The 22,179-nt window shown below is 40.6% G+C and carries 16 protein-coding genes and 3 pseudogenes; 15 read left to right on the top strand and 4 right to left on the bottom strand.

Annotated elements, in window-relative coordinates; all coding sequences use genetic code 11:
- The first annotated feature begins 123 nt into the window (after nucleotides 1-123).
- The 12 genes and pseudogenes from DKZ56_RS14210 to pabB all read left to right on the top strand — a co-directional run bounded on the left by DKZ56_RS14210 (nucleotide 124) and on the right by pabB (nucleotide 15,572).
- Nucleotides 124-1,281, top strand: a complete 1,158-nt coding sequence (locus tag DKZ56_RS14210; protein WP_208650564.1) for an erythromycin esterase family protein — start codon at nucleotides 124-126, stop codon at nucleotides 1,279-1,281.
- Between the two features lie 68 nt (nucleotides 1,282-1,349).
- Nucleotides 1,350-1,610, top strand: a pseudogene (locus DKZ56_RS14205) (DUF5360 family protein); the annotation flags it as partial.
- A gap of 69 nt (nucleotides 1,611-1,679) precedes the next feature.
- A complete protein-coding gene (locus DKZ56_RS14200) occupies nucleotides 1,680-2,060 on the top strand; it encodes a DUF5367 family protein (protein ID WP_003253272.1) in 381 nt (126 codons plus the stop codon).
- Between the two features lie 87 nt (nucleotides 2,061-2,147).
- Nucleotides 2,148-2,291 (top strand): hypothetical protein, encoded by a 144-nt coding sequence (locus DKZ56_RS14195; protein WP_245989499.1) that lies wholly within the window; start codon nucleotides 2,148-2,150, stop codon nucleotides 2,289-2,291.
- 103 nt (nucleotides 2,292-2,394) lie between these two features.
- Nucleotides 2,395-3,554 (top strand): annotated as a pseudogene (locus tag DKZ56_RS14190) (IS256 family transposase).
- Between the two features lie 194 nt (nucleotides 3,555-3,748).
- On the top strand, nucleotides 3,749-4,048 hold the full coding sequence (locus DKZ56_RS14185; RefSeq protein WP_208650563.1) for a hypothetical protein: 300 nt from the start codon (nucleotides 3,749-3,751) through the stop codon (nucleotides 4,046-4,048).
- Nucleotides 4,049-4,278: 230 nt separating this feature from the next.
- A pseudogene (locus DKZ56_RS14180) lies at nucleotides 4,279-5,314 on the top strand (IS4 family transposase); the annotation flags it as partial.
- A 287-nt stretch (nucleotides 5,315-5,601) separates the two neighbouring features.
- The gene (locus DKZ56_RS14175; RefSeq protein ID WP_208650562.1) at nucleotides 5,602-6,636 is read left to right on the top strand and encodes a Wadjet anti-phage system protein JetD domain-containing protein; all 1,035 of its coding nucleotides are present in this window, start codon (nucleotides 5,602-5,604) and stop codon (nucleotides 6,634-6,636) included.
- On the top strand, nucleotides 6,606-8,114 hold the full coding sequence (locus tag DKZ56_RS14170; protein ID WP_208650561.1) for a replicative DNA helicase: 1,509 nt from the start codon (nucleotides 6,606-6,608) through the stop codon (nucleotides 8,112-8,114). Before DKZ56_RS14175 ends, DKZ56_RS14170 begins: the two co-directional genes overlap by 31 nt.
- Complete coding sequence (locus DKZ56_RS14165; protein WP_208650560.1) at nucleotides 8,101-8,844, top strand: DUF6063 family protein; 744 nt, start codon at nucleotides 8,101-8,103, stop codon at nucleotides 8,842-8,844. The genes DKZ56_RS14170 and DKZ56_RS14165 overlap by 14 nt, the downstream gene beginning before the upstream one ends.
- Complete coding sequence (locus DKZ56_RS14160) at nucleotides 8,828-13,246, top strand: coiled-coil domain-containing protein (RefSeq protein ID WP_208650559.1); 4,419 nt, start codon at nucleotides 8,828-8,830, stop codon at nucleotides 13,244-13,246. The genes DKZ56_RS14165 and DKZ56_RS14160 overlap by 17 nt, the downstream gene beginning before the upstream one ends.
- 586 nt (nucleotides 13,247-13,832) lie before the next feature.
- Nucleotides 13,833-15,572 carry an aminodeoxychorismate synthase component I gene (gene pabB / locus DKZ56_RS14155; protein WP_208650558.1) on the top strand — a complete coding sequence of 580 codons (1,740 nt, stop codon included), beginning with the start codon at nucleotides 13,833-13,835 and terminating at the stop codon, nucleotides 15,570-15,572.
- 72 nt (nucleotides 15,573-15,644) lie between these two features.
- On the opposite strand, the gene DKZ56_RS14150 is transcribed toward pabB, so the two are convergent.
- From DKZ56_RS14150 to fdhF, 4 genes are all read right to left on the bottom strand, one after another.
- Nucleotides 15,645-15,866 (bottom strand): hypothetical protein, encoded by a 222-nt coding sequence (locus DKZ56_RS14150; protein ID WP_208650557.1) that lies wholly within the window; start codon nucleotides 15,864-15,866, stop codon nucleotides 15,645-15,647.
- Nucleotides 15,867-16,037: a hypothetical protein gene (locus DKZ56_RS14145; protein WP_208650556.1), complete on the bottom strand. Its 171-nt coding sequence runs from the start codon at nucleotides 16,035-16,037 to the stop codon at nucleotides 15,867-15,869.
- Between the two features lie 59 nt (nucleotides 16,038-16,096).
- Nucleotides 16,097-16,576: a helical membrane plugin domain-containing protein gene (locus tag DKZ56_RS14140; RefSeq protein ID WP_096552063.1), complete on the bottom strand. Its 480-nt coding sequence runs from the start codon at nucleotides 16,574-16,576 to the stop codon at nucleotides 16,097-16,099.
- 97 nt (nucleotides 16,577-16,673) lie between these two features.
- Nucleotides 16,674-19,598, bottom strand: coding sequence for a formate dehydrogenase subunit alpha (gene fdhF / locus DKZ56_RS14135; RefSeq protein WP_208650555.1), 2,925 nt, complete (start codon nucleotides 19,596-19,598; stop codon nucleotides 16,674-16,676).
- A 388-nt stretch (nucleotides 19,599-19,986) separates the two neighbouring features.
- Between fdhF and DKZ56_RS14130 the strand changes: the two genes are divergently transcribed.
- The 3 genes from DKZ56_RS14130 to moaA are packed head-to-tail and all read left to right on the top strand — an operon-like array spanning nucleotide 19,987 to nucleotide 22,157.
- A complete protein-coding gene (locus DKZ56_RS14130; RefSeq protein WP_208650554.1) occupies nucleotides 19,987-20,334 on the top strand; it encodes a Na-translocating system protein MpsC family protein in 348 nt (115 codons plus the stop codon).
- Between the two features lie 12 nt (nucleotides 20,335-20,346).
- Nucleotides 20,347-21,147 carry a formate dehydrogenase accessory sulfurtransferase FdhD gene (gene fdhD, locus DKZ56_RS14125; protein WP_208650553.1) on the top strand — a complete coding sequence of 267 codons (801 nt, stop codon included), beginning with the start codon at nucleotides 20,347-20,349 and terminating at the stop codon, nucleotides 21,145-21,147.
- An 8-nt stretch (nucleotides 21,148-21,155) separates the two neighbouring features.
- Nucleotides 21,156-22,157, top strand: a complete 1,002-nt coding sequence (gene moaA / locus DKZ56_RS14120; RefSeq protein ID WP_096552580.1) for a GTP 3',8-cyclase MoaA — start codon at nucleotides 21,156-21,158, stop codon at nucleotides 22,155-22,157.
- Nucleotides 22,158-22,179: the final 22 nt, after the last annotated feature.

The following is a 22,179-nucleotide window of genomic DNA, read 5'->3' as shown; positions in this document are numbered from 1 at the left end:
TTTATTTTAAATTTCGATTAGTTTGAAGAAGGAATTTCACGAATTTTGTTGTAATTTATCTATTGGAAATATTTGTGTAGGATGTTGGTGAAATCATGGAAAAAGAGATAAGGTGAAATTCAAATGACTACTTTATTTGTAAACGAAGTCAAAAATCAAAGTATCAATATAGGGGATATGGGCCGCTATCATTTTGAGTTTCTTCAGCCGATTTTGAAACATAAACGCTTTGTCTTCCTTGGGGAGAGCAGCCATTGCGTCAAAGAATACAGTCTAGCAAAAGTAAGCCTGATTAAATATCTTCATGAAGAATTGGGGTTTCATGTACTTGCCTTTGAAAGCGAATTGGGGCCATGTATGATTGGCGATTATCTGTCTGATCAACTTGATTCTAAACGTTTTATGGCGGGTACCATTGGGCGTGTGTGGCAAAATGAATTTGTCCTCGGATTATTTGACTATATGAAAAAAATGAAGCAGGAGCGGCCGCTGTATTTTACTGGTGTGGATGTTTATCAAGGAAAAAAGGAGAATTTGTTTTCGGAATTCCTCGAGTCTTATTTAACGGGTCCGACCAAACAGAAGTTTGTCGATTTTGAAAAGCGGGCGATCGAGGTTTTGATTGCAGCCGATAAACGGAAAATCAAGCGTTCAATGCGCCAAAATATAAGGGAAGAGATGGAAAGTAAGGGCATGGAATTGATTGAGGAACTCAAACAGCATTGTTTTCCGGACAGCAAGATTTATAAAATTGTCCTCCGTACGATGGAAAATAGAGTAAATTATTTGAAAGTAACTTTAGAAAAAAGTTTCTCGAAACTTTTTGAGTATCGGGATGCATTAATGGCAAAAAACCTAGAATTTTTAGTACGGGAAATATACCCAAATGAAAAATTTATCATTTGGGCACATAACATGCATATTAGCAAAAATACTTCCGCCAAGCGCCTGTCTGCCTATAAATCGTTTGTGGAAAACCTCTCCCAAACGATTAAGGAGAAAAGTTTTGTATTGGGGTTGTATGCAAAGGAAGGCAAAATGTTGGATTATACAGGTAAGGAATATCCAATAAAAAAAACGAATAAAAAACATTTGGAAAGCCTTCTTGACCATTCCCCTTATCAAAATAGTTTTATTCAGTGCAATGGAAACTGGGCACAGAAAAAGTGGCGGGCCTATGAAGGCGGGGGAATGCCTACTTCCTTTGTACCTGCACAACAATATGATGGGATTTTATTTTTTAAATATGTTTCCCCGGCTTACTTTGACGTTGAAGAATAGAGAAAAGTAATTTAACATTTTTCCCGAGAAGTCTCCCTTCCTCTAAACAGAATGAAGGTGGGAGAGGTTCATTTTTTCCGTTAGATATTTTTATTTCTATAACGGGTCTTTACAGCATATATCAATATAATAAAAATAATCCAGCGTGGATGAACTATGCTTTGATTTCCCTTGTTTTGACTTTTTGTTCTGGCTTACAAGCCATTGCATTTTGGGTTTTCCGCAAAGATTTTGACATCACTTGGTGGGCTGCCAACTTGTATTTAATGATTTACCCGTTGTTTTTTATTAAAGATTTTATTGCCGAAAAGAATAAGGACCGTCTGTGAAGGTATGATGGATCAAAATTGTTGGTGAAATGCGGTTATGACCTTATTTAAGAAAAAGGGGTGTTGATCGTGTATTTTCTTATTTGGGGATTTCTTGTCTGGTTAGGAGCAACCCTCATTTTCCGGTTTTTTGGCCATTTTTTCTTCCATCCAGAAAACGCTTTACTTCTTCTTTTGTCCTATCTGCTTGTTGTTCCGGTCATTGCTTTATTAACCTATCCGCTGTACAAGCTTAAAGACTTGACAAAAGAGGAACGTTTAAAAGCCGCTATGTTTATCGCGCTTCCCGGCATGTTCATTGATACGGTTGTGTTAGTGATCTTTCCAGATGTGTTTACGAATTTACCTGTGCAATCCGATCGGTATTTTGGATCTTGGTTATTATGGGCGTACAGTTTAATTTTGATAACGGGTCTTCCGTTAAAAAAGCGAGAGGGAGGTGACAAATGAAAAAATGTTTAAAATGTTTGTCTGGCCGTTTTACAGGCTTTGGGGCAGTAATGCTACGGAATATTATGAAAGCAAGGGGATAAACACATGTTTCACCGCAAAAATAATATTTCTTCTGAAATCAATTGGCTAAAAGATCATACATACAGTATACAATTGCATGAATTAGATGATCATTCAGATTTGTATTTTTTAAAACCTTTACTACATAATAAACGGATCGTTTTCTGATGATGTATAAAATTTTGTGTAAAGCATTTTACTAGATCAAAAGAAAAAAGGTAGGGCATTCTCTGATTGGACCAAAAATCTTAGAGAAAGGAGTACCCTACCTATGTCTAAAAGGATACCGAATGTCGACTGGGCAAATCAACTGGAAAGTGTCATTCGTCAGTTTGTGAAGGAAAAATTAGAGCTGATTATGCGGGAAGAAATCAAACATTTCCTCGAAATCGAACAGGCGGACACATCCAATATGAGAAACGGCTACTATCAACGAAATCTAGATACGCAATATGGTCGGATTGAAGGTCTTTTGGTTCCAAGAGACCGAAACGGGGAATTTCAAACACAGTTGTTTGCCCCTTATCAACGCCACACCGGCTGGCTCGAGGAAGCCATCATTAGGATGTACCAAAGTGGCATGAGTACACGGGAAATTGGCAAGTTTATCGAACGAATTCTAGGAAATGCCTATTCTCCTGCAACGATCAGCCGTATTACCGATGTAGTGAAGGAAGACATCGAGAAATGGCACGCTCGTCCACTGCACAAGCGTTATTCCGTCTTATATTTGGATGGTTTATACGTAAAACTTCGCCGGGATACGGTAGAGAAAGAAGTCATTTATGTGGTGTTAGGAGTGAATGAAGAAGGGTATCGAGAAATTCTGGATTTCTTCGTGGGAGGACAAGAAAGCGCCTATGGATGGCGGGAGATTCTCCAGCAGCTCTACCAAAGAGGCGTCAAGGAAGTGCTTCTTGGCGTCTTCGATGGCCTTCCGGGGCTGGAGGAAGCTTTTCGGGCCGTTTATCCGAAAGCCGATGTGCAGCGCTGTGTCGTGCACAAAGTACGTAATACCTTAAATCGTGTTCGGAAAAAAGACCAATTCGAAGTGGCCGAGGACCTCAAGCTGATTTATCGCGCGCCGAATAAGGAGATGGCATTACAGATGTTTCAACAGTTTGAGTCGAAATGGTCAAGCAAGTATCCGAGAGAAGTTCAATCTTGGGCCAATGAGTTGGATGCCCTCCTAACATTTATGGATGATCCAAGCCGTATTCGAAGTGTGATTTACACGACGAATACCATTGAACGAACGATTAAGGAGATTCGGAAACGTCTCAAGCCGATGAACAGTTTGAGTAGTTTAGAAGCAGCTGAAAAAGTCGTGTATTTGACCATCCAAGATTTTAATGAGAAATGGGCAGGACGCGAGGATTTGCCGAAGAGCATGAAGCCCTCGAGCGAATGTTTGAAGAACGTTACAATTAACTAAATAATGTAAATAAATGAGATAAGGGGGATTCTCCCTTTCCATACAGGAGACTGAATATTCAGTCTCCTGTGTGGAAGAAACAGCCCCCTCTCTATTCTAAATCCATTTCAGAGATGCCCTACCTATCTTACATTACACAAAATTCTTGACGGTACCCAGCAATGGAACACCAAAAACAATGGAGCGAAACTTGATAAAAACTATGTCTAAGGAAGATTTTAAAAATGTCTTTAAAGAAATATCAAAGGAATATGAAAATAAAGGAGTTGAGCTATCTAACCAAGAAAATGAATTAATTAACGAACTGTATTCTCTATTCTTCCAACAGGATGAAACACTAAAGGATGAAGTAATTGAAGATGAGCGATACCATTGTCCACTGACAGGAAAGAAGTACAAAAGTTTAAAGCCTATGATTAAAAATGCTATTAAAATAAGGCTTGAAGAAATATATAATGAAGGAAAAGAAACGGTATTGGCTAACGATTAAAGTTGTTAGTCTTTTTTAGATTACATAAATAAAATTATCATAGTAAAATTACTTACTCAACTTTCGCAGTGAAAAATTTATGAATAATCCTTGATTTGATAGGTTTCTTTGGGTATCTCATATTCACTTGACACTGAAAAAATTCGTCTAAAAAACAAAAAGACACCTCTTTCTTTTGGTAAACTATTGGTGACCAAACCAAAAACCAAAGAAAGAAAGATGTCACCATTATGATAACGAAAAAAGAGTATTTTGCGCAATTACCAAAAGAAATAAAAGACGGATTTTCTGAATTACAAATTGGTAATCATTTAAGAAAAGCTGGAATTATCAAGGCTTGTGGTTATTCTTGTTTATCGATTTTTCAACTATTATTTCTTCTTGTTTTTCAATACAGAAACTGGTACCACGCCTTACAAAGCAAAAAGGCTGCCGATTTACAAGGAAAAGATACCATTTATCGTTTTTTGAACTCGTCTACGTATAACTAACTGGAGAACCTTTTTACTATCTCTGAGCTCCGAAGTGATTCGTCGTGTGAAACAAACGATTTCGAAGCACCGTGTTACCGTGTTTATTGTAGACGATTCGATTTATTCTCGTAACCGTAGTAAATCGGTTGAGCTTCTAGCTAAAGTATTCGATCATTCCACTCGTCAGTTTGTCAATGGTTTTCAACTATTAACGCTCGGATGGTCCGATGGCTTTACATTTGTACCTATCGATTTCGCTCTTTTGAGTTCAGCGAACCAAAAGAATCGCTTGAACGAAATCCATTCGTCCATTGATAAACGAACCACAGGCTACAAACGACGGCTCGAGGCATTGGAAGCAAAACCAAACATGGTGTTGAAATTAGTAGAACATGCATTGGATAAAGGAATTTTCGCTGATTATGTGCTCATGGATACATGGTTTACTCATGCCCCGTTGGTGGAGAAGATTCACTCCAAAGGCCTTTTTGTCATTGGCATGGTCAAACAGCTGAAACAACGGTATCTTTTCAACGGAGAACGTTTAACCTTTGAACAACTGTATCGAAAAGCGAAACGAGACATTGGCAAAAAAGAAACACTCGGCTCGATTCACGCAACCCTTCATACGGGTTTACCAGTGAAAATCGTGTTTGTGCGGAATCGAAACAACCAAAGTGAATGGCTGGCCATTTTGAGTACAGATACCACGCTGTCTAATGAAGAAATCGTTCGAATCTATGGGATGCGTTGGGACATCGAAACCTTTTTTAAATTCAGTAAATCGTTTTTACAACCTCGTTATATCAAGGACTGTCTTCATATTCTGTGTGCGAAAGTTGAGTAAAGAATACATTAATGGAAAGAAATGGAAACACTTCTCAACAAAAATTTCCATTTTTTATTGTTTTGACAAATCTATTGATTGCCCGTAAAACGATTTTTATTGAAATCCCCTCCCCAAAACCAAACATTTCTTGAACTGTGCAACATTCCCCTAACTTTCTTCACAGACTTGTATTTCCAATTTCCCTTCATTTTAAGTAAAATAAGAAAAAAGAATGTTCGGAGGTAAGGATAGTGGATGAAATTTACCGCGCACTTAATGGCTATCCGAAAAGAATGATAGGATTATCCGCATTGGAAGTAATCATGGGGAATTTCTTTCATACATACGAAGAATATGCCGGCTTTATTTTGAAGCTGGAACAGGAAGGCATTTTGGAGATGGTGAAGTCTAAAGGAAGAACGACAAGAAATCCATCGCTCGCCTTTCAGTACCGGATCAATAAAAGTCTGCTTCAAACCGGTTTCCATCAAGAGATTCAACATTATCGCAACAAGTTCCATCCATCCATAAACCTTGATGAATATTACAAAAAAGATCCTTCCATTTGGCGGCACGATCTTCCTTATCTCATCAAAATCGATGAATACATAAAAACATTTGGTTTTCCGGAAGAGTCCGTTCCTGCACCGGAGCGCAGTTTTGAACTGGTCCAGGATGAAAAATGGCTCACTGAAAAAGGGGGAAAAGAGCTGCTGGAGCGTATCGGACTCTTCCATTCTTTTAACATCATCCCTGTTTCCGACCCGTTGATGTTTGCCATCCATCCCAATCTGGTATCAAAAGAGACACAGTTTCACCTCATTGTTGAAAATAAAACGACTTATCAAGGTCTGCTTCCGGCTTTGCCATCCACTGAATTTTCCACATTGATTTACGGAAGTGGGAAGAAAATCATCCATAGCATCGAACAGTTCCGGGATCAATATCCGGTCAACGCCCAGCATCATTTTTTCTATTTCGGCGACATTGACCGGGAAGGAGTGTCCATTTGGCATTCGTTGAACCAAAAAATCAAAGCCCATTTGGCATTGCCATTCTATAAAGCTTGTCTTGAAAAACAGCCGATCGCCGGAAAAGAATATCAAAGACAATATACTGAAGCTCAAGAAAAATTCATTAGCCAATTTCCGCAAAAGGAGCAAGAACAACTGGCGATGATGTTTTCGCAAGGGAAGTATTACCCGCAGGAAATCTTAAAATCAAAAGAATTGCAGGAAATTTGGAGGGGATCCGATTGGAACAGATGGATATGCAAGCGTTATTAAGCGGATATAGAGATCGGATCCGGCGCATCGCCCTGTTTGAACCATTGAATGAACTGGATCGGAAAAGGGATGTTGATTTAAATGGGACGAAGATTGATATGAAAGGGCTTGGCCTCCTCACTTTGCTTTTTTTCTTTGAACAGAAGTTGATGCGAAATCAAAGGACAGGTGTCAAAGAGTTGGCTTTCTTTTTAAAAGAAGCCACGAAAGAAGTGTATATGCTGAAAGAGGAAACCTATGAAGAACTGGCCAGATCCTTGATTCAAAATTTCCGCCCGACCCACGGAAAAAAACGCAGCTACGGTTATTTTGATTGGGAGGAAAAGGCGGAGGAGACCATTGAATATTCCATTTTGAAGGCGAACGATTTTGATGCCGGAACGAATACCCAATTCTACACATTGGATGAAGATGGATTGGAATTGATTTTTGCAACTAAGGAGTTTTACAGTGAGTTTCAAATTTCCATCAACCAATTGATTTTACGGAAACAGCTGGAAAAGGGGGAATTTAAGGGGGCACTTCGGCAAATCAATGAAATGCGGGTGGCCGTCGAGACGTTGCAGGAACGCATTGTCAAATTGAAGCATGAAATCCAGCGAAGCATTGTGTCCGAAGAAACGTTTGAGCGGTATAAAGAGCTGCTTGATGATATTTTTCAGAGGCTGGAACGGGAAGATGAAGAATTCAAAGAATTGAGGGAGTTTGTCAAAGAAACGAGGGAACGATTGTTTGCCGAAAATATTCATCAAAAGGAGCAGAAAACGTATCAATACATTTTGCAGATCAACAGGGAATTGGAGAAAGTGCACTATGAACATTCCGAGCTTCTGAATCAGACGCTCCATTTGAAAAACACGACTTTGATTACAGCCCAGGAGTCGCTTTATTATACGGGCATGCATTCCTTTAACTTCGACCAAGATATCGTGTCTCTCATTGTGTCCACCCCTTTGCCGTTGGATGCGATGAAAGGCGTTCTCCATCCTTTCTTGAAAGTGGAAGAAAATGAATTTTGGTCGCCGCTTGCTGTTTTGGAAGAGCAGAATATTGTAGAAGACCGGAAAGTGAAGGTGGAATATCACTTTTATGAAGTGGATGACGAAAACAGCTTCAATTCATATAAACAATGGATTTCAGAAAAATATAAAGAGCTGATGGAACATTTTCTGAAGGCTTATGAAGAAAATAGCGGCAATACGTTATCCGAGTTCATATCCTATCTCGAAAGAAATCTATTGGAGAATCTATTCCAAATGCGGTATTTCTACGATTTTTGGATTGTTCTCCACCAACGTTCGCCTATTCAAGCGGGAACGGATGATGAAGAAAGCAGAACGGTTTTTGATGAGGCCTTTCGATTATTGGGAAAACGCAAATTAATCGTTACGGAAGATAAAGCGATCATTCAAAAAGTAGATCGCTATTCCATCAGCGAAATGAACATAAAGTTGGAGGATGAAGATGAACTATTCTGAACAAACGGTGTTGCAAGCCTTTCGACTATATACGAAGCTGGCAAGGGACGGGGTTTTGGGCAAAGAGGCCGTTCAAATCTATAATGCCGATGAAGATGTGCGCGCCCTTCTTGAATTGTTCAGCCAGGAAGTGCATTGCGCAATAATCAAAACGAGTGAAGAACTGTTTCTCGTTCCTGAACCGAAGCTGTCTCCATTCCATGTAAGCAATGAGTGGATTAAACGGAAATATTTGCGTTCCGGTGCGACGAATGCGGATATGTATCTTCTTTATTTTTGCATACTTGTTCTTTTCGGCAGTTTTTATGATTCCTATCAAAGTCCGCATCCCACAAGGCAATTTATCGGCATGGATGAATGGATCCGGCTGATTCAGGAGCGGATTGATCATTTAAAATCCCATGATGAGGAACAATTAAAAACATCAGAAAAAGAGTTTTCTTACAATTGGAGCGCCATCATCGAAAAATGGGATGATATGGATGATATTAAGGAAACCGCTAAGCGGCAATCAGGAAATACGATTAGCCGAATGAGCTTCCTGCATATGGTTGCAAAGTTTTTGAGCGACCAACAGTTGATCCGGGAAATCGGGAATAATGAAATCACCTTGACGGAAAAAGCGATGACCATCATCCAGCGATTTTTCATGGCAGTGGAATATAACAAAGGGATTTTTGAGTTTCTTTACGGTTTTGATAAGGAGGGACAACATGCCGGCCATCAATAAAATCAGATTGACCAATATTGTCTATGAAGAAGGCAACAAGTGTTATAATGATGAACTCTTTTTATTCAACGGATATAATGGGGTGATTCTTCTTGAAAACGGCGGAGGGAAGACCGTTTTTATCCAAACGGTATTGCAAGGGATGATTCCCCATACCGATTTGGCGGATCGAAAAATTAAAAACACTTTGGTGTTGGAAAATGCCCCGGCCCATATTGCGATCGAATGGATACTCAACGAACGTCCACGGCGATATGTTGTGACGGCGGTGACCCTTTTTATGACGGATAAAGGATTGGATTCTTACCGCTATGTTTATGAATATGATGAAGGGGATCAGAACGGAATCGAAGGCATTCCTTTTGTTCGGGAAGGACAAGGCGGCACTAGACCTGCCGACAAGGGGGAAATGCTTGATTATTACAATGGCATGAAGGAACGATATCCTTTATCGGCAAGAACGTTTTCGACAATCAAAGAATATCGGAAGTTTATTGAAGAACAATACCATATTATTGCCGATGAATGGGAAAGTATTGTGACGATCAACAGCTCGGAAGGGGGCGTCGAGGCCTTTTTCGAAGCCTGCAAAAACACCACCCAGTTATTTGACCGCTTATTGATACCGACCGTTGAACAATCGATTGCGGGTCATCATCCAACCCTTTTTGCCGATATCTTTGAAAAACAGCTGGATAATTTGAAACTTTATAAAAAACTGAAAGAAACCATTGAAGAGAACAAGCGAATCCAACATCAACTGGAAAAATACGTGCAAACGTTTGAAAAACTGCATTCCTCCCAGCTTGCCTATGACAAGTCGAAGCAGAAGGCAAAGGGAATCTGGGAAGAGATTCAAATTCAAAAAATCGATGTTGCAAAAGAAATGGAAAAGAATGAAGAGCAATTCAATCTTTGGATTCAAAAGAAAAAAGAACATGAAGTGAAAGTGGCGTCTTATCAGATTGCCGTTGAGGAAGAAAAATACGAACAACTGCAGAAAGATTATGATCTGGCAAATGTTGAATATGGCACAAAAAAGGAAGAACTGGAGCAACTTAGCCTTGCCTATTATTCATTGAAATTTGCAAAATGCAAGCAACTTTTGAATCATTATCAAAAGGAAATTGCGTTTGTTGAAAGCGAAATGAAGAAGCTGGAAGAAATAGAAGAGCTCTCGGATTTGCAAAACCAATTGGAAGAAACGAAGCAGGCGCTGCTCGGACATTTTATTGAACAGATGGATGACATGAAAAAGAATATGGAACAAATCCAATTCGAACTCAATCCGATTGTAAGGAAAATCGATACTTTGCAGGAAGAAAAGCGATCCATCGAAAAACATGATTTGGATAAGCAAAGGGAAATCGCCGGTGTTCAGAAAACCATCCAAATGAGGGAAGCGGATATCGAAAGGTTGAAACAATTGTTGCTTTCCAATCCACAGCACGAACAAGTGGAAGAGAAAATGGCCGAATGGCAAAACCGCCATCAATTTTTGGATGAAGAACTGATACGGCTGCACGGAGAGAAGAAGGAAAAAGAGAAGCAATCGATTGAGCTGGATGAAACCATCGAAAAATTAAAAAATGAGAAGAACGGTTTGCATGTTGCAAAAGAACAATTGAAAAACGAGAAAAGCCAAATTGAAAATGAACAAAGAAAATTGATTCGAATTTTGGGAAGATTAAGACCGCAATGGGCCATTCTGGAATCGGTCTATGAAAATGAACACTCCATTTATAACCGGCTTTATGAAACCATCGAAAAATTGAAAAAGGAAAAAGAGGTTTTATTATACAAAGAGCGGGTGGCATTGCGTTTAGTCGATGATTATGGGGAACAGAAAACATTTTTCAGCGATCCGTTGATTGAAGAACGGATAAAATCATGGAAAAATCAATTGGACTATTGTGTAATGGGTATTGAATATTTGCAGATGCTGAATGAAGCGGATTATGAAGAAAAAGTCTTCTATCCGTTATGGGCTGTCACTTTGATTACAACCAATAAATCGAAGGAAGAATTGCAAAAGAAAGTGGAAGACCTTGCCGATGAACTTCGATACCCGATTCAAATACTGACGACCGAAGAAGCGGTGAAGATAAAGAAAGATGCCGTCCAACCGGAGCCATCCTGGATTATTCCTGCTCATTGGGAAAAAGGGATGATGGAAGAGACCTTTGGGCAATGGAAAGAAAAAGTCCGTGTGGATGCGGAAAAAGCGACGAAGGAAAGAGAACTGAAAGAAACGGAACAAAAAGAATGGGAATATGCCCTACAAGCCTTCCAACAATTTTTGAAAGACTATCCATATGAACGGCTGACCGATTTTCAAAAAAGATGGTCGGAAACGATGTTAAAAATCGAACAAATCGAAAGAGAAATTGAAAATGCGGAGCAGCAGCGAAAGAATCTGAAGCATCAAATCACAACCATCGGGGAACAAATGGAACTTTGCCAAGAAGAAATGCAAGGGCTTGAACGGAAAATCCAGGAAGGGAATCAATATTTCCATTATTGCCGTGAAGTAAAAGAGGCCAAGGAAGTTGAAAAAGAGTTGAAAGACGTATTGGCCAATATAAAAGCCAAAAAAGCATATTTAGCCGCACAATTATTGGATTATAACGAACAAAAGGCTGCACTGGAGGAACGCAAACAAAATTTAAAATGGAAATTAGATTCTCTTAAAAATGATGAAGAGTATAAAGAAGTGCAATCATTGACCCCAATTTTTACCGGGGAAAGCCGGAAAAATCTCCGCGACAAAATCCAGACGCTGAATTTGAAAATCCATCAAGCGTCAAAAAGTATAGGAGAATTGAATGAAAAGCTGGCCAATGCCAAACACAATTTGACTAAACTGCAGGAAGAGATGGATCAGATCCGCAATGAATGTGAAAATGTGCATGAACATTGGGAATTTCCATCAGATGGAGAACATTTATTGCAAAATAAGATTATCAAAATAAAAGAGTTGAAACAGGCATTAAACAAGTTGGAAAAACAGGTTACAGAAAAGCTTTCTGCAAAGGAAGAGCAAAAAGGAAAAAGAAATCATTTGAAACAGCTTTTCCGTGAAAATTTTCCGGATCATGATATTTACACATTCTCCGTTCCATTAAACCAAGCGGAAGAAGAGCTTGCTGAAGAAAAGAAGGCGCTTCAAAAAGAGAAGAATTATTTGGATGAACAGATGGAACAAGTGTCACGGGAGCAAAACAAGATTGATGAAGCGGAACGCGAGCTGATCAAATTCATTGAAAAACATCATTTTAACGCACCACAAGTCGTGACAATCCCTTTAAGTGAAAATGAAAAAATGGATTTTATCTATAATCGGAAGAAAATGGTGAAAGCCATTATCCAAGAATTGGAGCAACATAGTGGACAAGTGGAGAAGGAAAAGGAAGCGGTGGATGCCCAAAAACAAGCTTATAAGCAGTTTTGTTCAACGGTTTCTGATAATAAATTGCAAAAAATGGCGATTGAAGGTGTGGATTATAAGACGGGTTATGAAGAGTTATTGGATTTTAAAAAGAATATGATGATCCGAATCGAGCGGTCGACGAATTATGCCAATGAACATATACGGCAAAAAGATGAGGAATTGCAGGCATATATCAACCAAATCCATAACCATTTAAAAACAGTGGTAGAAGAGTTGAAACAAATTCCAAAACATACAAAAGTAAAAGAAGAGGATCAATGGAAAACGATTTATACTTTTACGATCCCTCAATGGGACGCAGAAGAAGGTAAGCAGCGGATTCGCGATTACATTGAGTGGATTATGCTTCAACTGGAGGCGGATCGTTATGTAAAAGAAAATGGCCTTCAGGATGAAACGAAAGTTCGGAATGACATTGAAATGTGGCTGCAAACCAAACAGCTTCTGCAAGTGGTGATGAAAAATGAAGGCATGAAAGTAAGTTGCCGCAAAGTGACAAACGAAAATACAGTGTCGACAAGGTCCTATTCTTGGGAGCAGAGCAATGTATGGTCAGGCGGAGAAAAATGGAGCAAAAATATGACGTTGTTTTTGGGCTTGTTAAAATACGTCGCTGAAAAGAAACAGCATCAAAAAACAAACATGAAGCACAGCCGGGTGGTGATTTTGGACAATCCATTCGGCAAAGCATCGAGCGATCATGTGCTCAGTCCGGTTTTCTTTGTTGCGGAACAATTGGGATTTCAAATCATCGCATTGACCGCCCATGCGGAAGGGAAGTTTTTGCGGGATTATTTCCCTGTAATTTATAGCTGCAAACTCCGTGAAGCCAAACAAGCCAATAAACAAATCGTCACAACAGAAAAATGGCTCCACCACGCATACTTCCGCGACCATGAACCAGAAGCGTTGGAAAGACTGACAGAAAAGGAACAAATGTCTTTGTTCTAGAAAACGTGGGTTTATTCAAAAGAGCGAATGAGAATGATGATTGGCTTTCTCATTCGCTCTTTTCTAATGCTTTGGCAATTATTTTGCCAAGTTTGACTATTATCCTTGGCATTTTGGCTATTATCGAATCAACTTTGACTATTATCGCCTCTCAGCATTCCCTATTTTTCCACAATGGCTATTATCTTCTTAAGATTGACTATTATCTTTGGAGAAATGACTAATATCTTCCTCTATTTGACTATTATCGCCTCTCATTCCCTATTTTTCCACAATGGCTATTATCTTCTTAAGATTGACTATTATCTTTGGAGAAATGACTAATATCTTCCTCTATTTGACTATTATCGCCTCTCAATATTCCCTTTTTTCCTCCTCTGGCTATTATGTTTACAAATTTGAAGCAGAATGACTATTATTGTGCCATCTTTGGCTAATATCCTGCTGGATTTATGCATGAATCAGCCACATCTTTTCTCTTCTTAAAGCTGTTGGATTCATGGTTGATAAAAAATAAAAATTTGCAATAACACACAATTTTACTATACTATGTATAGAAATTTCTAAACAGAAAAGGAAATGATTCATGAACGAACTAACGCCATTTCTCTATTTCGAATTTGCAAAATCGAATGGGATGATTGAGCCTATTGCTTTTCTTCATCCGGAAAAAATCATTTCTGCCAGCCAAATGCATGAAGTGTTAACTTGTCTTCAAGAAGTGCAAGAATGGGTAAAGAAAGGGTATTATGCGGCGGGGTTTTTATCTTATGAGAGCGCCCCGGCTTTCGACTCTTCATTAAAAACAAAGGCGGATTATCAGATGCCTTTGTTGTGGTTCGGCCTTTATAAAGAACCTACATATCAAGTGATGGCAAGCCAAGGTTTCCATTCATTGACGGAGTGGGAACCTGATACGAATGAATCGGAATATCGAGAAGCCATCCAATTTATTAAAAATTCCATTGCGAAGGGAATTACCTATCAAACGAATTATACAATTCGTTTACATGCACAATTTGAAGGTGATTCATTTGCATTATTCAATAAAATGAAAAAAGCTCAAGCGGCAAATTATTGCGCTTACATTCATACAGGCGAACATAGTATCCTATCAGCTTCTCCTGAATTGTTTTTCCATATTGAAGGGAACCACATTACAACTCGCCCAATGAAGGGGACAGTTAAAAGGGGAAAAACCTTTGAAGAAGATCAAGAAAAGGCAAAGTGGCTGTATCATTCCGAAAAAAACCGCGCAGAAAATGTAATGATTGTTGATTTATTGCGGAATGATTTGGGAGCCGTTGCTGAAACGGGTACGGTGAAAGTGACCAAATTATTTGAAGTAGAACAGTATCCGACTGTTCATCAAATGACATCCACCGTAACTGCAAAGCTCAAAAAAGGCACAGAACTGGTGGATGTTCTAAGAGCCATCTTTCCATGCGGTTCCATTACAGGAGCTCCAAAAGCCAGCACAATGGAAATCATCTCAAAACTGGAAAAATCGCCTCGGGAAGTGTATTGCGGAGCCATTGGATACATCACGCCCGATCAGGAGGCCATTTTTAACGTGCCGATTCGGACGGTAATGATTGACCATAAGACAGGGAAAGCCATGTATGGTGTCGGAGGGGGCATCACTTGGGACTCCACCGCTGAAGACGAATTTCATGAAGTTCTTGCGAAATGCGCTTTTCTTAATAGGGAAGAAAAAGCGTTTCAGTTGCTGGAAAGTTTGCTGTTGGATGATGGAGAGTATTTTCTGTTAGACAAGCATCTCAACCGTTTGAAAAAATCGGCAACCTATTTTCAGTATGCTGTCAACATCGATGAAGTGGAAACGAAGCTGAAGGAATTTGCCAACATGAATCCTTTGGGCCAATGGAAAGTGCGATTGCTTTTGGAGCAAGACGGTGCCTGTACTATTGAGGGGCAGCCGATTGTGAAAATGCAGTCTCCGAAAAAAGCGGCCCTTGCGAAAAGTCCCATCCATTCGGAACATTTGTTTTTATATCACAAAACGACGAACCGGGATATGTATGAGCAGTTCAAGCCGTCATCAGAAGGAATTTTTGATGTTCTTCTTTGGAATGAAAGAGGGGAATTGACAGAGTTCATCAACGGGAATGTCGTGTTGGAAATCGATGGGAAGCTGTGGACGCCGCCTGTCACAAGCGGGCTTCTTGCAGGCACTTTCCGTGAGCATTTGTTGAAAGCGGGGCAAATTGAGGAAAAAGTTTTAACGTTGGACGATTTGAAAAAGTGTTCGAAAATATGGTTCATCAATAGCGTAAGAAAATGGATCAAAGTGGAATTGGTGTAATGCAAATGGAGCTGTGCCGGAAAGTCGATTCAAAAGACTTTTCAGCACAGCTCTCCTATTTTCTGTCAAGTTTCACCCCAACGAGAGCTTATTCCAATCTTTGATCACTAAATCCTCTTTTGTATATTGCACCATGTTGCCGACAATCGGCATATGGATCCAGCCTTCCAGCACCGGTTTGCCGGAAGCTTCGGTCAAAGCGTGGGCATAGATCTTAGGTACGCGCTGCCAAAAGTTCTTCGCGGCCCGGGAATGTTTTATGGTCGATGATGACCCATCCGTCCGGCAGTTCAATTAAACAATCGATGACTCCTGAAGCCTTTTGATTAAGGACTGTCCGTTGACAATGATTTCTCCATCCTCTTCGCCAACCCGGATTGCCGAAAGGATCGGAAGGCCATCTGTTGCCATTTGTTCATTGAGCCAAGTTGCTTTTGAAAAATCGCGGGTTATAGTCCCGGGCACGGGTCATTCCCACATAGAGCAATCGCCCCGACTTTCCAAAACGAAAGCGGGGGATTCATTTATTCCTTCAAACTTTTCCCAAAGCCTTTCAAAAAGTGAAGGGCGAAGTGGAGGCCGCGGTTGACGTCCGGGTCGTTGAGCATTTTTAATACATCGAATACGCCGAGTTTTTCATCATTGTTCAATGCATTTTTCGCTTCATCTAAGCCATTGGTGAAACTATTCGCTAATGTTTTCGTTGCTTCCGGGTCGATGGTAGATAATGCACCAGCTGCATTCATCAAATGATTCATGAGATTTGTCGCTGGTTTTCTAGTCAGTTGGCCAAGGGCGATTTCCGCCACATCTTCCCGAGCTTCAAGGAGTTTTTCCGCTGCTTCTAGTGCACCCATTTCCTGAAGTTCATTTAAAATCGAAAAGAGTTGATGAATAGTTTCCTTATTTTCCGAAACAAGCTCTTTCAAGTTCTCCAAATTTTGTTCTACGATTTCTTCTTTTGTTACTGGCTGCTTTCGAATTGTCCGAATTGGTGAGGCCATGTTTTCCCTCCTTTTGCATTGCTTGTTTGTGATTGGACAGAACTGCTCTGCCCAATGCAATTTCCGATTGTGCAGAGCTGCTCTATTACTGCTTCTCCTAATTAGTCGTGATCGGCACGTAATCAGGGCGCTTCCATTTTCGTTCCACTTCGACACCATTTTGCGGATTTCGTTTTTTCGTTCTTGGATTTGTTTTTGGAAGCGGGCGTTTTCCTTTATCTTTCAATACCTCTAGCCGCACTTTTGTTTGCTTGTAGGCAGGGGTTTTTGTGTTCACATCCGCTGCCGGACCCGTTAAGAAGTTGATGGCCGAATCTTTGCTTACAGAGTTCATTGGCAGGAAGAGTTCGTTTCCTTTCACCCGGTCTGTCACAAGGGCTTTAACTTTACATGCCCCATATGGAGATACAAGGCGCACGAACATGCCATCTTCAATGCCTCGCTCTTTTGCCAGCTCTGGCGATACTTCCACGAAGATTTCCGGCACTTTCGATTGAATGCCTGTGGATTTGTTCGTCAAATTGCCTTCGTGGAAATGTTCGAGCATCCGTCCATTATTGATGATGCAATCGAATTGTCCTTCATATTCCACTGGTTCTACCCAGTCGTCTAAAGCAAAACGGGCTTTTTTGTCCGGGAAGTTAAAGCCGTCCAAATAGAGTAAAGGCGTATCTTTACCATCGAGGCTGCCCCAGCAGAAGCTTCCCCAGCCTGCCAACACATCATAGTTGGCTTGGGAGAAGATGGGGGTGAGGCTTGCCATTTCATCAAAGATTTCACTAGGATGGCTGTAGTTCCAATCATAGCCTAAACGCTGCGCCACTAATTGAAGAATTTGCCAATCTGGTTTTGATTCCCCAAGAGGCGGCAATACTTGATACAACCGCTGCACGCGGCGTTCTGTATTCGTAAAAGTTCCTTCTTTTTCTAACGAAGGAGAAGCCGGCAAAATGACATCCGCATATTGGGCAGTACGAGAGAAGAACACATCTTGTACGACAAAGAACTCCAATTTAGAAAGGACTTCATCTACATGATTGGCATTGCAGTCCACTAAAGTCATTTCTTCCCCGACTAAATACATTGCTTTCATTTTGCCTTCCATAATGGCATCAAGCATTTCCGGATTTGTGCGACCAGGTGTAGAAGGAATTTTGGTACCATAAGCGTTTTCAAATTTTTCCCGGGCTTTTTCATCCGTTACCCTTTGATAGCCTGGCAGCATATTTGGCAATGAGCCCATATCGCAAGCCCCTTGCACATTATTGTGGCCGCGGAGAGGGAAAGCACCTGCTCCAGGACGTCGATAGTTTCCTGTTGCTAATAGAAGATTGGAAATAGCCGCAGAAGTATGGGAACCGCCTGTATTTTGGGTAACCCCCATTCCCCAAAGTACGCATGTGCCGTCTGCATCGCGAATCATTTCCGCCACTTGCATCAACGTTTCTTTCGGAATGCCTGTCACTTCTTCCGCATAGTCAAGGGTATATTTTTCAAGGAGTTGTTTATATTCCTCAAAGTTTAGGACATTTTCTTGGATAAAGGCTTCATCATGCCAACCTTGGTCAATGATGTATTTTGTGACGGCCATAATCCAAACTTGGTCTGTTCCTTGTTTCGGGCGGAGGAAAATATCTGCTCGTTCTGCCATTTCATTTTTGCGAAGATCAGCCACAATCAATTTTTGACCGTGCAATTTATGGGCGCGTTTAACTCGCGTTGCTAAAACCGGATGGCATTCTGCAGGATTAGCGCCAACGATGATGACAAGCCCTGCTTTTTCGATGTCTTTGATGGTTCCAGAGTCACCGCCGAAACCTACCGTGCGGATCAGTCCGTCAGTTGCCGGCGATTGGCAATAGCGGGAGCAGTTATCCACATCGTTTGTTTGGAAAATTTGCCGAGCCATTTTTTGCACTAAGTAATTTTCTTCGTTTGTCGTTTTGGAAGAAGAGATAAAGCCGATTGAACCCGGACCATAAGTTTTGTGAATGCGGAGAAGGTTTTCTGCCACAAAGTCTAATGCTTCATCCCATGACACTTCCACAAATTCACCATTTTTCCGGACTAAAGGTTTTGTAAGCCGTTCTTTAGAGTTGACGAAATCCCAGCCGAATTTTCCTTTGATGCAAGTGGAAATGCCGTTGACTGGACCTTCAGAAGGCTGCACTTTCAAAATTTTTCGCCCTTTTGTCCATACTTCAAAGGAACAGCCGACGCCGCAGAAAGTGCAAACCGTTTTCGTTTTCTTGATGCGTTTTTTGCGCAAGGACGCTTCCATCTCGGAAATGGCGAAAATCGTGCTGTAATCCGGTTCCACTTCTTTCACTAAATCAATCATTGGATTTAAAATTTCTTTTTTCAGCCCTGTTAGAAATCCAGCTTCCCCAAGCATGGATTTTTCCATCAACGCATTGGTTGGGCAAACAGTCACACATTGTCCGCAGCTGACGCAGGAAGATTCATTGATTTTTACGCCATCATCCCAAATTACTAAAGGTCTTTCTGCTTCCCAGTTGATGGAGATTGTTTCATTTACCTGTAAGTTTTGGCAAACCTCCACACAGCGGCCACAGGCAATGCATTGGTTTGGGTCATAACGGTAGAAAGGATGGGACATATCGACTTCATCAGGATCCACTTTTGGACGATATGGATATTTTTGCGATTTGATGCCCATCATCATCGCTGTGTTGTGGAGAATACAGTCGCCATTGTTATTGTCGCAAACGGTGCAGTACAATAAGTGATTTTCAAGAATGCGGTCCATCGCTTCTTTTCGAGCAGCTCGCGCCCTATCTGAATCCAGCTTCACATTCATGCCATCTAAGGCTTTGGTGGAACAGGATCTAACAAGCTTTCCATCCACCTCCACAATGCATGTATCGCAAGTTTGAATTGGATCAACAATCGGCGCACGGCAAATTTGCGGGTGAGGGATGCTGTGTTGATTCAAAATATCCAAAATCGTTGCCCCTTCAGGAATATCATAAAGAGTGCCATTAATATTGATTTTCTCCAAATTGAGAACCCCCTTATCGTGAGCGAAAGATTTCTAGTTTTGACACCTGAAAAAATAAAAAATCCACCATGAAACGGCATGAATGTTCATGCTGCTTAGTCATGGTGGATTAAATTTTTAGCAAACTCTTACTAAAAACCCAATCTCAAACATTATCATTTGGAAAATATATTATGATTTTCATGCATAGGTTTTGACATATACATAAAAATCAAAATATATCCAATTCATCCACATTATCCTTTTTTATATCATAACGCGGAACGTTCAATTCAACAATAGAAAAGTAATTTCTTAATTTTCGAAAATATTTTCTCTTTTATTTTTCAGAATTTGTTATTATTATAATCAAATTATAAACGAGTTTCTAAATGTTGGAGGGTTCAACTTGTCTAAAAAGATACATGAATTTAATAATATCATCAGAAAACTGCGCAAAAATTTATTTGGAAAAGGGCCGGACCGCATTCATACGGTGTTTATTGATAATATCGTTGTATCGCTTTTATACGGCAATCTAACCCCAACAGAACGATTTATTGCCACAACGCCAGAAGGAGCCAAAATGGTGCATACCGCCCGCACAACGATGATTAAAGATTTATATGCCAAATCAACGCCGAAAGAAATGGAAGAATTGATGGGCTCTAAACTGCTCCATTTGTTTACCGACATCAAAATCGAGGAAGACTGTGCTGTTTCGGTCTTTATTTTTGAAGATCCAATTTCGGAATAAAGGAGAAAATCGATGAAAACTACGGTTACTCGGGAAATTATCCGAATTGAAAACGGCGAAAAACAGCAAGTCACGGATTTAATTGTTTCGGAATATGCACTCACTGTAAAGGTCAACCAACAGGAAATCGTGACAATGGTTTGCACGCCGGAATATGTGGAAGATATGGTCATTGGCTATCTCGTTTCAGAGCGCATTCTTCATTACAAAGATATTGAGGATATTTGGCATCAGGAAGAAGAGGGCTTTGTGCATATTAAAGCAAGGAAAGTGAACCCTTTTGTCCAACAACTGCAAAATAAACGGTATTTGACTTCTTGCTGCGGGATGAGCCGGCAAGGATTTGTCTTTGCAAGCGATGCATTGGCTTCTAAAAATTTGGAAGATGTGAAACTTAGCATCGCTCCGGAAGATTGTTTTCGATTGATGAAGGAAATGCAAGATTCTGCGCAAGTTTTTAAACAGACGGGCGGCGTCCACAATGCCGCACTTTGCGATGTAAAAGGCATTGTCATCAGCCGCATGGATATTGGGAGGCACAATGCCCTTGATAAAATATATGGCTATTGTTTGCGAAATAACATCCCGGTAAAAGATAAAATCATTGTTTTCAGCGGGCGCATTTCCTCGGAGATTTTAATGAAAGTGTCTAAAATCGGCTGTGCAATGGTTTTATCGAAATCTGCTCCTACAGAATTGGCCCTTAATTTAGCAGAACAGCTGGGCATCACAACGGTCGGATTCATCCGCAATGAGTCGATGAATATTTACACCCATCCAGAAAGAATCCGGCTAACGAAAGAAGGCGATTGACTATTACAATGCTACAAGACCAATTGAAAAGACCTTTGCGTGATTTGCGAATATCGGTGACAGACCGATGCAATTTCCGCTGCCAATATTGCATGCCTGCCGAAATTTTCGGCCCGGATTATCCTTTTTTGAAATCGGAGCAGCTGCTTACTTTTGATGAAATCGAACGGCTCGTCAAGATTTTTGTGTCGCTGGGTGTGAAAAAAATTCGGTTTACAGGGGGAGAGCCTTTGTTGCGCCCCCGTTTATCGGAATTGATAGAACGTATTGCCGCTATTAGTGGAGTGGAGGATTTGGCCCTTACAACGAACGGCAGCTTGTTGAAAAAGCATGCGGAGGATTTGGCAAAGGCGGGGCTGAAAAGAGTTTCAGTCAGCCTAGATTCGCTGGATGAAGGCCGTTTTTCGGAAATAAACGGCCATCGGGGCAGTGTGAAGGCTGTTTTAGAAGGCATTGAAAAAGCCCATGAAGCAGGCTTAAAAGTGAAAGTCAATATGGTGGTAAAAAGGGGAGCCAATGAGGAAGATATTGTCGCCATGGCAAAATTTTTCAAAGAGAGAAAGCAAATTCTCCGTTTTATTGAATATATGGATGTGGGCAACACCAATGGATGGAAATTGGATGAAGTTGTCACAAAACAAGAGATTCTTGAACAATTGAACGATGTGTTTCCTTTAAAACCCATTAAGCCCAATTACCGAGGGGAAGTGGCAAAACGTTATCAGTATCTAGATGGAGATGGGGAAATCGGGGTTATTTCATCGGTTACAGAGCCTTTTTGCGCAACTTGTACCCGGGCTAGGCTGTCGGCTGAAGGAAAAATGTATACTTGTTTATTTGCTTCAAGCGGCACGGATTTGCGGAGTTTGTTAAGGAATGGCGCGGATGATGAAACCATCCAGCATTGTGTAATTAACGTGTGGGAAAACCGGAAAGACCGCTATTCCGAAGAACGCAATCAATATACAAAGAACAAGCCGAAAGTGGAAATGTCCCATATCGGAGGATAAAAGAAAAAGCGGCATTCGCCGA

The organism is Ureibacillus thermophilus (assembly GCF_004331915.1).
Lineage (GTDB): Bacteria > Bacillota > Bacilli > Bacillales_A > Planococcaceae > Ureibacillus > Ureibacillus thermophilus.
The sequence above is the reverse complement of the archived record's forward strand: the minus strand, read 5'-3'. Positions and strand labels throughout refer to the sequence as shown.